This is a genomic window from Microcoleus sp. Pol12B4, from assembly GCF_036701385.1.
Lineage (GTDB): Bacteria > Cyanobacteriota > Cyanobacteriia > Cyanobacteriales > Microcoleaceae > Microcoleus.
Map to the genome: position 1 here is coordinate 1 of NZ_JAUBQR010000055.1, position 13108 is coordinate 13108.

Here is a 13108-nt window from a genome sequence, read left to right on the forward strand (position 1 = left end):
AAGATATTCTCCAGTTTACTAGAGGGAGTACCTAAATTGTTTAGTGAAATCAACATTGCATTTTATTATTGGTATGTATGTAAGTGTTTTCTTCAAAAAGCTTTTTATAAAACTATAGAGAGCTAGTTATAAGTAGGTGATATAGTAACATCCCAATTGCCTACCAAAAACTACTACTCAAATCCTCTTTCCCACATCAATAATATTTACAGCATCTGCATCGCTCAGCATTTATCCGCATTCAGATACATTATATTATGTGGCTTAAAAATCCCAACGCATCCTGATAAAATACCATGATAGCAGTTACCATCAACTTCAATTCCATAGTTAAACTAACCGACGACCAATTTTATCAATTGTGTTGCGAAAACCCCGATGTCAAATTTGAACGCAATGCCAAGGGAGAAATAATCGTTATGCCACCCACAGGAGGAGAAACTGGAAATTACAACTCAGAAATTAATGCTGACTTTGTGATTTGGAACAGACCAACTCAACTGGGAATTTGTTTCGATTCTTCAACTTGCTTCCAACTGCCCAGCGGTGCAAACCGTTCTCCCGATGTCTCTTGGATTTAAAAATCAAGATGGGATGCACTCACTCCCGAACACAAACAAAAGTTTCCTCCCATTGCCCCGGATTTTGTCTTAGAGTTAATGTGGCCAACCGACAGTTTAAAAGATACCCAAGGCAAAATGCAAGAATACATGGATAATCAAGTAAAACTCGGCTGGTTAATCAACCACAAAACCGGGAGAATCGAAATCTATCGCCAAGGACAAGAAATAGAAGTTTTGGAATGTCCAATAGAACTTTCAGGAGAAGATATTTTGCCAGGTTTCGTGCTAAACTTGAAAACACTGTGGCAATAACTAGAAATATTGCATCTATCAGCGTTTATTTGCGTTCCTCTTTCTCGTTCATCTACGGTTAAAAAATACTATGGAAACCAATATAGAAACCACTGCAACCACTGGCTTAACAGCCGAACAACACAAACAGAAAATGCAGCGTCGCCAAGAAGTACAGGCGCAGCGAATCGCTAACTCCTCAAAAGAAAAAGGTTTAATTATAGTCAATACGGGTAACGGTAAAGGGAAAACCACGGCAGCCTTGGGAATGGTTGTGCGATCGCTCGGTCACGGATACCGCGTCGCCATAGTACAATTTATCAAGGGAGCTTGGGAACCCGCAGAAAAAGCCGTGTTTCAACTCTGGGAAAAACAGTTAGAATTCCACGCAATGGGGGAAGGCTTTACCTGGGACACCCAAGACCGCGATCGAGATATCGAAATAGCTCAAAAAGCCTGGGAAAAATCCCTAAATTTCATCTGCAATCCCGAATTTAAATTAGTTCTTCTAGATGAAGTTAATATAGCATTAAAACTAGGTTATTTGCGGGTAGAGCAAGTAATCTCCGGGTTAGAAAAAAAACCAGAACAAACCCACATTATTTTAACAGGCAGAGGCGCGCCAGATGCACTAATTGAACGAGCCGATTTGGTGACAGAAATGACATTAGTTAAGCATCCATTCCGAGAACAAGGTATTAAAGCTCAACCAGGTATTGAGTATTAATGTTTTTTGCAGTCAGGACTTTTTCACCAATCTCACATCTAAAATCTTAGATATATCCTATGCTGGCAACGTTAAAGTAAAAGTTGACCCCTTGCCAAACTCGCTACTCACAGTAATTTCTCCCCCCAGCATCTGAGAGTATTTCTGCGCTATGGCTAAACCCAAACCCGTACCTCCGTACTTGCGGGTAGTCGAAGCATCAGCTTGCGTAAAAGGTTGAAATAACTTTTGTAGCTGTTCAGGAGTAATCCCAATTCCCGTATCCGTACACTTAATAATTAACTGTTCTGAATCCCAACTATTCTCGTCATTTTTAATTTTTTCAACGCTGAGTGTAATTGTCCCTTTATGAGTAAACTTAGCTGCATTGCTGAGCAAATTAAATAAAATTTGAGTAAATTTAATTTGATCGGAATACAATTCGCCAATATTATTAGGGCACTCCACATTCAGGCGATTAGTGTTTCGCAAAAATAGCGGTTCAACAGTTCTGGCGACATCTTGAACTGCCTCCGACACGTCAAAAGTTTCTAATTCAAGTTCCGCGTGACCGGCTTCAATCTTAGACAAGTCCAGAATATCATTAATTAAGGAAAGTAAAAGCTGGCCTGAATGGTGAATTCTCTCCAAATCCGACACAAAATTTTCTTCGCCCAAATCTAAAGCCTCTTCTTGCAGAATCTCGCTGTAACCGATAATCGCATTCAGAGGGGTTCGCAGTTCGTGGCTCATGTTAGCCAAAAACTGGCTTTTAGCCAAACTAGCTGCTTCTGCGGCTTCCTTTGCCTTGTAGAGTTCTGCCTCGGCTTGCAAGCGGTCGGTCACGTCGTGAGCCATCACTAATTCAGCATTTCTGCTATCAAATAGCATGGCATAAGAAGTAATTTCAACATCAATAATTGTGCCGTCTTTTTTCTGGTGCTGCCACACACCTGCAAACTCAATACCGGCATCTACTTGGGAGATATTTTCTAGCAATCTCGGCAGCTCTTGGGGGGGACGAATGTCTATAACGGTCATGTTGAGAAATTCGTCGCGAGTGTAGCCGTAGTGCTGGACAGCAGCCTGATTGACGGCTATAAATTCCAGAGTTTCTAAATCGTAAACCCACATCGGATGGGGGTTATTTTTAAACAAAAGTCTGTAGCGTTCTTCGGAAGCTCGCAGTTCGGCTTCGGCTTGCTTGCGCTCAGTAATGTCGCGGACAACCGTGCAAATAATCTCGCGGCCGCCGTAGGAAATCACGCTCCCGCTCACTTCCACATCCACGCAGGAACCGTCTCGGCGGCGGTAGAGAACTTCGCCAATTCTGAATTGTTTGTCCGTCAGCAGCAACTCGATATTGTTGTCAATTAGGTCTTTAGAGTAAGCGATGATATCGTAAATAGTTAGTTGCGAAATGGCATCAGGACTGTAATCGAGCAAGTCTCTAAACGCTGTATTGGCTTCCAAAAGGCGTTTGGTTTGAGCCTCCCACAGGAATATACAATCTGTAGCTTGCTCGACTACGGCTCGGTATCGGGCTTTTTCCTCAAGTTGTTCGCTTTCGGCTTGGGTGATCGCACTCAACATTCCGTTGATAGTATGGGCAAGGTCGGACAACTCGTCTTCGCCCGTCACCGGTAGTCGCACTGAGAGGTCTTGGCTGCTACTGACGCGCTTCACTGCTTTCGCCAAACCGCTCAACCGAGACAGTACAAGACGCTCTAGCAGTAGCAGAGTGCAGCCGACCAACCCAACTCCCACTAACGCTACAGACCCCAGCAGGTACAGCAAACTAATCTGACCTTGCCGATATATTTCTCTGGGGATATCCACCCGCAATAGCAGCGCAGGTTGGTTGTAAATATCCCTGATCAAAGCGTAACCCGCGATCGACTCTTCGCTTAAAGGACGCACCAAAATCGGTTTTTTTTCCGACAGTTTCTCTCGCGCATTCTGAAAGTCTGCAGGCAACCGAGCCTCCTGCACGCTGTGTACGATTAGCGGCAAGCGAGTAATTTTAGAAACCTTCGCAATGCCCGTAGCATCCAAATTGCGCCCGAATATCAGCGTACCTCGGATCGGGCCGGTGCTTTTAGTCGTGAGAATAGGCCGGGAAGTAATCAGTATTGGCCCTGACGGTAGCAGCAGGATACCAGCGAGGCTGCTTTTGGCGTTGGGGTGCTGCAACAGCGGGTCGCTGAGAGAAATGCGCCGTTTTAATGCTTCTGGAACAGGCGTTAGTTTCAGCTTTTGGCTGTCTAAACCCGTACTGTAAACTATTTTGCCAGAAGTATTGACAAATATGGCTATATTAACTCTTATATTAGCCAGCCCTTCTGGAATTAAATTGGAGGCAATGAATTTTGAGTTGCGGTTTTGGATGAAAGTGTAGGTGTCGTCCCAGGACGACCAGTCGGCAAAGCGCGAGTTAAAGTCATCTGCGGTTTGCCCGAACACATTGAGCACTCCCTTGACAACCTGTGTGGCTTCTTGTTCCTCTGCTTTGATCATGCTGCCCAAGAGGATGCTTGAGGAGGCGACATACAGAATGCCAGTCAATCCAGCGATGGTAATGCCAATGATCGATAGTGTTTTCCGACGCAGTTTCATCTTGCCATGTGTGTGGTGTCCGTCCGAAATTCTCAACTCAGGAGCAATTTTACTACTGTTTCCTGAACCCTGACCGAAAGCAATTTGGTCCGGGGGCTCCCGATATATCAGTGAGGTTGCTTTCTTCAAATCTAAAATCTAAAATCTAAAATCTAAAATCGATTGACTGGTGGCGCAGCGCGTGTTTCCTACTTTTCCCACACCTGCTGTTTGTGAGATTCTTTGCAAATACCCAAGATGCGCCGATCGTTGTCGCTGATGGTGGAAATTGGGTAATATTGTTGCAGGTTTACGGAGTAGGGAGAGCGACTGCCGTCGTAACTGTCCACTACTATTAAATTTAACTGAGTTCGATCGCTTGTGCCGTAAAAACAGTAAAAAGCAGACCGAGGCAGGTAAAAAGCGCCGACTACCTTACTCTGCCGCATTTCAAATACAAAATATTCTTGTTTAATTTCCTCTGGCTTGCTCGACTGGCCGTAGAGGTAAATGCCATCTGCTAAACCTGTGCTAGCTGTATCTGGCTCAGGATTTGGCGGAGATTGCGAGCTTAAAACGCCGGATTTGATGTCCGAGTCGTGTGCCCGGCGTGCGGGGAATGCGATGCTCAAGTTACCGGGCCAGAGAGCAAGCACGATCGCGATCGCTTCTAAACTTCGTGTCAATATCAAATAAGTCAAAACCACTCCAGACCCCAAAATTTAAAATAGCTGGTTCCAAACGCCTCTTGTACCAGTTTCACAAAGATTGTAGAGAAACCGGGTATTTTGCTTAATGTTGGCTATTAACTTGAAGGAACGATCGCCCGCCCGATGCCTGAACTTAAATCTAAGATTAGTTGTGATAAATTTTGCGTCCACCCTGATTGGGAAATCCACCCGTCCAATAATACCATTTTAGATTTTAAGTTTTATAGTCTTGGACGCATATACTACGATTTTATGTCCGAAGACAACTTAGTGAACCAATTTCAAACCCTTGATTTAACTTCGATAGTGCGTCAGCCCTGTTTGAGATTAAAGAATGCAGTAATTGGGAATGACCTATTGCCTAATGGTTTGAATCGCTGGCCTACATAAACACTTTTTTTAAACTGGTATAGACATAAAAAAAGTTGAGATTTTGGAAAATCTCAACTTTTTTTAGTGACTAACTAGCCAAGTATTCTCGGACTTGAGATTGCCGGCGGCGCAGGTGGGCAAGGGCTTGATGTTCTAGCTGCCGCACCCGTTCCCGGCTGAGATTTAACCGTTCTCCGACTTTCGCCAGAGACATTTCTGTGCCGTCCTCCAAACCGAAGCGCAGAATTATTACATCTCGCTGCTGGGGGGTCAGTTCTGATATCAAAGTATCGAGGTCTTGCCGCAGCAACTCCGAGGTAATGTAGTTGTCTGGAGATGCAGTTTCGTCTTCTAAGAGTTCTTGCAGTTCAGTATCTTGGTTGTCTCCTACCCGCAAGTCCAAAGAAACTGGATGTCTTGCCATCAGCAGGTATTCCCGAATTTGGGAAGGGTGCAGTTCCAAAGCCGCGGCAATTTCCCCGGGGGAGGGAGACCGGCCCAACTGCTGGGTAAGTTCCCGCTGCACTTTTTTGATTTTGTTGAGTTTTTCGGTGATGTGAATTGGCAATCGAATTGTGCGGGCGTGTTGGGCGATCGCGCGGGTAATTGCTTGGCGAATCCACCAGTAGGCATAGGTAGAAAATTTGTATCCCCGCATCGGGTCAAATTTTTCGACTCCTCGTTCTAAACCAAGGGTGCCTTCTTGAATTAAATCCAAGAATTCCATATTGCGTTTCTGGTATTTTTTGGCGATCGCCACTACTAGCCGCAAATTCGCTTCAATCATCTTTTGCTTGGCCCGCCGCCCTATGTGTAAGATGCGGCTAAGTTCAGGTTCGGTCAACTCCATTTCGGCAGCCCACTCTTGATTCGTCAGATCCCGCTGCCATTCTTTAGCAAGTGCTTGTTTTGCTTCGATTAATTTCATCATTTGCTGCACCTGCTTCCCGAAAACAATTTCTTCTTCTCGGGTTAGCAGGGGTACGCGACCGATCTCGTGCAGATAGGTACGAACCGTATCCGTTGAGGAGTATGGCCGGCTGCCCATGCGATCGGCTTTCACTGTTTTGTTTTTGGGGGTTGTGGTGGACATGGGTGAGTATTGCACTCCTTGTAACAACAGATAAAAAGTTGGTGATACCCTGTCCCACTTGTAAAAGTGGGATAAAGACTGCGACAAAGGGGATGTTTCCCCTCTTGTTTATCGGTGACGATCGGTAGAAGCTTTTTGTTTGGGATTACTTTTGTGCTTGATTTCCAGTAATCGCCGTCGATTTTCCGTAGCTCGCTAGCTTTAACGGCTAGTTTAAGGCGAAGTGAAGCAAGAGTTTAGTTTTCTCAATATTATTCCCAATTTTGAGGATCGTAAAGAGTAAAAACCTCTGTCTTAAGGTCAAGATTCTACATTTTTCCTTAAGGTTTTGAATTCCCTGTTAGTTTTAACTGCCACTCAACTTCACAATACTCATGCAAACAGACTCATGCAATTCGAGGGCTTTGTTTTGCTCTCTGTTCCATCATCGCTTGAAATTTTCTCGCTGCCTAGATGGTGGGATGCGAGATAACCGAACTCGATCGCCGTATTAGATGGGAGTAAGTGTTTAAAATATTTGTTGACATTTTTATTTAAATATGCTAACCAAATTCTGATACGAGTAAGGACAAGGTGTATAAAGGCTGGCTGTTGCCCTGTTTGACTTTCACTGTGCCCCTAGGCTCCATCATCTCCATCATGTTTAAGCTTATGCAAATTTTGGGCAGTTAGGGATGAGGGGTGAGGGGGTGAAAGGGGAAAAGGTTCTGACTGAAAGCTGGGGTCTAATTTTTGTGAGGTTCGATCGCACTTTTTCGTTTATAACTGAGGCAAAAATCTGATATTTCTCTAATTGCCAGCGATCGCCAATTGTTCGCCAAGACTAATTTACAGTAACATTTGCCTAATTTCTGTAATGAATCTAGGAGTTGTCAATCTAAAATCCCAAATCCATTTTTGCAGATTCTGCCTCGGCAAATACTTGTTCATCGGGCATTTCTTGCCAGTCAATATCCCCAATTTCTCTGTAGAATTGCTCGTCATAGGGGCGAGTTTGCACGACTACGGGCATGGGTACGGCGTGTCCCAAAACTAATGCTTGCTGTTTGGAGTCGAGTTTTGCCAAAACTGAACGCAAACTCTGCCCTCCCGAAACGCCAGTAAAAATAGCGTCGATGTCTTTATCATCGTTTAGCAAAGCTGTGATCCGCGTTCCGACTTGCGACATGACTTCGGCATCAATGCCGGAGGGACGCTGGTCTACAATTAGCAGGGTGACAAAGTATTTTCGCATTTCTCGCGCGATCGTACCGAAAATAGTCGATCGCACGATCGCCGGATCGAGAAAGCGGTGAGCTTCTTCAATGGTAATCACCAACGGCTGCGGGCGATCGCACGGATTTTTACTCTGCAAAAACTTCTCTGCTTTCCGCACGTAAGCTTGGTGAATGCGGCGAGTAATCACATTTGCAGCCAACATATACGACAGCAAATCCGAGTGGGAACCGAACTCAATTACTACATTCTTCCCGCCATCCAAACACTGCAAAACTTCAGTTACATAATTTTTCGGACAGCGTTTCCGAATGTATTTCAAATCGTTTAATCGCTCTAACTTTCGCTGCAAAGCCATAATCGAAGACTTATTTCCCCGTTTTTCTTCGCAAAACATTTGGATATCTTCGTTGGTCATTTCCAGCAACTTGTTGATCCAACCACTGCCCAACTCATTTCGCAAAATAATCGCATTTTCGATACTAGCTTCCGACAAATTTAGCTCGCGCTGCACTAGCGCGATGTCTTCCACTTCAATTTGATCGAAACTCAAAAACAACTCTTGAGCGTCGCGGACTCCGCGGCGTTTTGTCGATTCTGGATCAAGGGTATAAATCTGCATTTTATCGGGAAACAACTGCCGCAAACCTTTCACAGTGCTGAACTGTTTTCCTTCCGAAACTGCTTCCCACCCGTACTCCGAGTGCATATCAAAAATTAGATTAACCGCAGCTTGCTTGCGAATAATTCCTGACAATAGCAAGCGCGTCAGAAAAGATTTTCCCGTTCCCGACTTCCCAAAAACGCCGTTGCTGCGTTCCACAAATCGGTCTAAATCCAAGCACACAGCAACGTCCATGTCAATCGGTTTGCCGATCGCAAAATTGCGGCGGTACGGGTCATCTTCCCAGCCAAAAACTGCCCGAAAATCGGTTTCTTTGGCATCAAACACCTGGGAAAAGTGGCTGGGAATAGTTTTGACTGGCAGCAACTCAATATCCGCGCCGGTTTGTGACTCAAAAGAAGCCAAATTTCCTAACGCCAGCTTATTCTCGCGAACTCCGCCGTTTTTCGTAGGGTCGAAAATTGCCTGCTGTTTTTCTCGCTCAGCGGTCAACATCAACATCGGCGACAGTTCGATCGTACCGTAGGTGCTGCTACCGGCTAGCACTGCGAGAAGAAAATCGTCGTCGGGATTGGGAGGATTCGATAAAATGCGGGCGCTAGAAGTTCCGAGAGACACGTCGGTGAGCATACAGAAAAAGTGCGATCGCACCCCCCGCACTACTAGAAATTTCCCCACCCTCATATCTTCCACCGAAACGTCGGCGTGCAGTCGCACTTCTAATCCCTTGCTCAGAGAACCTTGAATAACAGAGCCTAACGGTCGATCCATTTTAGATTTTAGATTTTAGATTGTTAATAATCGAGCAATTTTCGCTGGGCGAGTTTTGATTTTAGATTTTCGATTGTTAACAGTCAACTAATTACCATTCCGATTCTAGTGGCAATTCAAAATAACTCGGACTCAGGTGTACATCGGTCAAATCCGTTTCGCTCAAATAAGCGTCGGTCAAAAATACCCCTTTTAAACTTGCGCCTTTGAGGTTAGTACCTTTCAGGTTAGCACCTCTGAGATTAACTCGGAATAAATGAGCATCGCTCAAGTCTGCCTCAGTTAAATCTGCTCCCTCCAAATTTACTCTCATCAAATCTGCTTTTCGGAGGTCAGCTTCGGTTAACTTAGCGCCGCTGAGGTCAGCTTTTGTTAAGTCTACACCTCTCAAGTCTGCCCCGCTCAAGTTAGCGAACAGCAAAGTAGCTCCCGTGAAATCTGTCTCCCTCAAATCAGCATCCTTTAAATTAGCGCCGCTGAGGTCAGCCCTTGTTAAGTCTACACCCCGGAGGTCAGCAGAACTCAAGTTTACTTGGTGTAAAATTGCCCCACTTAAATCGGCTCCTCTCAAATCTGTTTGCTCTAAGTTTGCACCTTTGAGGTAAGCTTTTTTTAAGCTAGCTCTGCTGAGGTCTACATTTTTGAGATTAACAGAACTTAAGTTAGAACCGCTCAAATTAGCTCCGCTTAAATCTGACCCGTTTAAGTCGGCTCCCGTTAAGTTTACCCCTTGCAGCGATACATTGGGAGCAATTAAATAAGCTCCGCCCAGAGCGGGGTCAATGCCTTCTGAAAACAATGTTTTGTTGCTGTAAACAGCTTTCTCCAAAATCGTGCCGCTCAAACTAGCTTCCCTCAAGTCCGCTGCGCTGAGGTTGGCTCCTGCTAAGTTTGCCCGATCGAGTTTTGCACCAAATAAAATAGCTTTGTATAAGTTTGTCCGCCGCAAATCGGCTCCTTTTAAATCGGCTTCGGTCAAATCTACCATAGCCAGATTTAAGCCAGGGAGCGAAGCATTGGGAGCTAGCAAAAATGCTCCCAGTGCACCCGGATCAATATCATCGGGAAAGATAGTCCGGTTGTTGTATACCGCCTTGTCTAAAATGGCCCCGCTCAACTGAGAACCCCGCAAATCTGCCCCGCTAAGGTTGGCTCTGGTTAAGTTGGCTTCGTGGAAATTGGCTCCAACTAAATTAGCCTTGATCAAACTTGCTTGTTTGAGGTTGGCGCCCGTGAATTCGGCTCCTACGAGATTAGCTTCTCGGAGGACAGCACCAGTCAAATCAGCTCTAGTGAGGTTAGCTAAATTAAGAAATGATTCAGCTAAATCCGCCCCGCTGAGATTAGCACCGCTGAGGTCGGCTTCAATCAAGTCTGCATACCTGAGCATAGCGCCGCTGAGGTTGGTTTCTCGGAGATCCGTGCCTCGGAGGTTGGCCCCCCGGAGTTCCGCACCGCCAAGGTTGGTGCCTTTAAGTGCTTGTCCCCTGAGATCGAGTCGGTGCAGAAAGTCACCAACGTTCATTTCCATATCAAATTCACCCTCTCTATTCCGATACTTTTTTTCCTAACCTTTGAAATCAAGTTAGATATTCTGAAAGTACCTTGGCTGAGTTCTGGTCAAAACCATTGTAATCATCAATAGCCACAACTGGTGCATCTGGTGGATAGTGTTCTGGAATATCGTCAATGGCTACCCAAGGTGAGTTTTCTGCTTGATTTTGTCGAAGATACTCAAGAACTTCCTGGTGTCGTAAATATTTGTGTTTGTGAATATTTTTAGGGTTGAGAAAAGGGGTGAATCCGATAACACGGATAGCGATATCTGGTGAAAATAAGGGCTGGATTACCTCGAAGGGGAATATTTCACGCCAGGAAGATGAAATTACTACTCGCGCATTAGGATAGGAACGAAGGACGTTTTCAAAGTGATTAAGGCAAACTGAATTAAATTTCATTATATCTGTTTGCAAACTCGATGTTTCATGTCTTCTGTCAGGAATAAGTACACCATCAATGTCTAAAAAAATTAACATTAACTAAAAGTCCTAGTGAATAACATAATGAGTATTAATACTGTTTAATAATATAAATGTGCAGCGACGATTCTCTCTCAAGTGTTCGCTACATCGACTTGTTAGACTGCAATCAACATTGTTATTCACTGTTTTTATTGGTGGCTGCTTTCTGACGAAAAGAAAATGCTGGTATCAACAAGTATTATTCTAAAATTCACAGTTTTTCTTGGCTTCTGCCTTCCCCCCTGATGGGGTAGGGGGGTTGGCTTCTACCTTCTGCCTTCAGGGAAGAGGAGCAAAACTGTAGATTTTTTGAGGTTCGAGCCGATCGCAAATTCCGGTTAATTCCGACAAAAGGAATGTCTCGCGATCGAGCTGGACTTGCAGGGTTTTGAGCGGATCTCCTCCGGAGGAAACCATGAATTCTAATGTTTGCAAATTCGGCTCAGTGCTGATTTCGCCCAGAATTTTGCCGATCGCCCTGACGTAAGGATGGTTTGGCTCTCTGTACCAGTCGGGGGCTGCGAGTCCGGCTTGATCGAAGCCTAGATGAACGATGAGGGAGCCTTCTCCGAAAAGGGCTATTCCCACCGGCCGCGCTTCTTCTTGCAGCAGCAAGTGCTGGTTAGCCGCCAAATGCCGCAGTTTTTCGAGGTGTTCGTACCGATCTTGGATGGCGGCAGAATCTTCCTCTTTTCCTTCTGTTTTCTGGCTTCTATTTTCTGCCTTCGGTTCCTTCCACTGAATCGCGACTGTTAGTAAATAAGTTTGCAACAGCATATGACCGAGTTTTTCGGCTTTTGTTGCCAGATAGATCGAGTTGTAATCTGTGGCTTCAATTAGTAAGGGGACGCGATCGGCTACTTCAATGCCGTAACCTTTTAACCCTGCAATTTTGCGCGGGTTGTTGGTAATCAACCGAATTTTTTTAACTCCCAAATCGTTGAGCATTTGTGCTCCGACGCCGTAGTTCCGCAAGTCGGCGGGAAATCCCAACCGTTCGTTGGCTTCTACTGTATCTAATCCCAAGTCTTGCAGCGAGTAAGCTTTTAGTTTATTTACCAATCCAATGCCCCGACCTTCTTGGCGCAAGTAAACTATGACGCCTGAACCGACATTTTCGATCATTTTCAGTGCGGCTTGCAGTTGCATCCGACAGTCGCAGCGCAGGGAACCCAAAGCATCGCCGGTCAGGCATTCGGAATGCACCCGCACCATCACGGGTTTGTCTTTAAATTCTGCCGGGTCGCCCTTGACAACGGCGACGTGTTCTGAGTTGTCTTGAGTGTCGCGGTAGGCGTAAATCATAAAATCGCCGAATTGAGTGGGCAATTTGGCGACGGTTTCGCGGCGGACAAATCGATCGTGCTTGAGTCGGTAGCTAATTAAGTCGGCAATACTGATTATTTTAAGGTTGTGGAGTTTAGCGTACTCGATTAATTCGGGTAACCTCGCCATCGAACCGTCGGGGTTTTGAATTTCGCAGATGACGCCGCTGGGATACAGACCCGCGAGTCTGGCGAGGTCAACCGAAGCTTCGGTGTGACCGGCGCGTTTGAGGACGCCACCGTCGATCGCCCGCAGGGGGAAAATGTGACCGGGACGCCGCAAGTCTTGAGGTTTAGTGTCCGGGTGGATGGCTACTTGGATCGTGCGGGCTCTGTCTTCGGCGGAGATGCCGGTACTGACCCCGTTGACTGCATCGATGCTGACGGTGAAGGCAGTTTGGTTGTTGTCAGTGTTTTTGCTGACCATCAGGGGCAATTCCAGGCGATCGAGCCTTTCGCCACTCAAGGCCAGACAAATCAAACCCCGCGCATTCACGGCCATGAAATTGATGTTGTCGGGGGTGGCGAATTGGGCGGCACAAATCACGTCGCCTTCGTTTTCGCGATTTTCGTCATCGACTACTACCACCATGCGACCTGCTTTGAGGTCTACGAGGGCGCTGTCAATTGAGTCAAATTGAAAGGATTGAGTTGAGGTGTTGTTATTTGTCACTGAGGAGTTCAAGCTATAAACAGTAATGTTATGGAAATAGAAGGTATTTGTGATTGTAACCTTTTGTTTCCGGCAGGGCGATTCCCCTGTCCAGATGAGTTTGACAATCTTTTTAAAGTCACTTACTATAATTATTGCATCTTGTCAA

General features: G+C 45.5%; 8 protein-coding genes and 1 pseudogene. 2 read left to right on the plus strand and 7 right to left on the minus strand.

All coding sequences use genetic code 11. The annotated features are described in order from the left end of the window. Positions 1-296: 296 nt before the first annotated feature. Together QUA38_RS10335 and cobO are read left to right on the plus strand one after the other, a co-directional pair. Positions 297-875 (plus strand): annotated as a pseudogene (locus QUA38_RS10335) (Uma2 family endonuclease). Between the two features lie 70 nt (positions 876-945). Further along, the gene (gene cobO / locus QUA38_RS10340; protein ID WP_333161442.1) at positions 946-1581 is read left to right on the plus strand and encodes a cob(I)yrinic acid a,c-diamide adenosyltransferase; all 636 of its coding nucleotides are present in this window, start codon (positions 946-948) and stop codon (positions 1579-1581) included. Positions 1582-1638: 57 nt separating this feature from the next. Here the strand turns inward: cobO and QUA38_RS10345 are convergent, their stop codons facing one another. The 7 genes from QUA38_RS10345 to ribBA all read right to left on the minus strand — a co-directional run bounded on the left by QUA38_RS10345 (position 1639) and on the right by ribBA (position 12960). Beyond that, positions 1639-4176: a CHASE4 domain-containing protein gene (locus QUA38_RS10345; RefSeq protein ID WP_333161444.1), complete on the minus strand. Its 2538-nt coding sequence runs from the start codon at positions 4174-4176 to the stop codon at positions 1639-1641. A gap of 188 nt (positions 4177-4364) precedes the next feature. Next, entirely contained in the window at positions 4365-4862 is a 498-nt protein-coding gene (locus QUA38_RS10350) for a hypothetical protein (RefSeq protein ID WP_333096088.1), read from the minus strand. Between the two features lie 463 nt (positions 4863-5325). Beyond that, complete coding sequence (locus QUA38_RS10355; protein WP_333068118.1) at positions 5326-6330, minus strand: RNA polymerase sigma factor, RpoD/SigA family; 1005 nt, start codon at positions 6328-6330, stop codon at positions 5326-5328. Positions 6331-7207: 877 nt separating this feature from the next. Further along, positions 7208-8941: an ATP-binding protein gene (locus QUA38_RS10360; protein ID WP_333138683.1), complete on the minus strand. Its 1734-nt coding sequence runs from the start codon at positions 8939-8941 to the stop codon at positions 7208-7210. Between the two features lie 91 nt (positions 8942-9032). Beyond that, positions 9033-10472: a pentapeptide repeat-containing protein gene (locus QUA38_RS10365; RefSeq protein ID WP_333161447.1), complete on the minus strand. Its 1440-nt coding sequence runs from the start codon at positions 10470-10472 to the stop codon at positions 9033-9035. A gap of 49 nt (positions 10473-10521) precedes the next feature. Continuing rightward, a complete protein-coding gene (locus QUA38_RS10370; protein WP_333161449.1) occupies positions 10522-10977 on the minus strand; it encodes an HAD domain-containing protein in 456 nt (151 codons plus the stop codon). Between the two features lie 264 nt (positions 10978-11241). Continuing rightward, entirely contained in the window at positions 11242-12960 is a 1719-nt protein-coding gene (ribBA, locus tag QUA38_RS10375; protein WP_333161451.1) for a bifunctional 3,4-dihydroxy-2-butanone-4-phosphate synthase/GTP cyclohydrolase II, read from the minus strand. Positions 12961-13108: the final 148 nt, after the last annotated feature.

What these genes read in the sequence shown, in the direction of transcription:
- QUA38_RS10365 (WP_333161447.1), bottom strand. Translation starts at nt 10,472, where the DNA reads ATGGAAATGAACGTTGGTGACTTTCTGCACCGACTCGATCTCAGGGGA.
- QUA38_RS10345 (WP_333161444.1), bottom strand. Translation starts at nt 4,176, where the DNA reads ATGAAACTGCGTCGGAAAACACTATCGATCATTGGCATTACCATCGCT.
- cobO (WP_333161442.1), top strand. Translation starts at nt 946, where the DNA reads ATGGAAACCAATATAGAAACCACTGCAACCACTGGCTTAACAGCCGAA.
- QUA38_RS10370 (WP_333161449.1), bottom strand. Translation starts at nt 10,977, where the DNA reads ATGTTAATTTTTTTAGACATTGATGGTGTACTTATTCCTGACAGAAGA.
- QUA38_RS10355 (WP_333068118.1), bottom strand. Translation starts at nt 6,330, where the DNA reads ATGTCCACCACAACCCCCAAAAACAAAACAGTGAAAGCCGATCGCATG.
- QUA38_RS10360 (WP_333138683.1), bottom strand. Translation starts at nt 8,941, where the DNA reads ATGGATCGACCGTTAGGCTCTGTTATTCAAGGTTCTCTGAGCAAGGGA.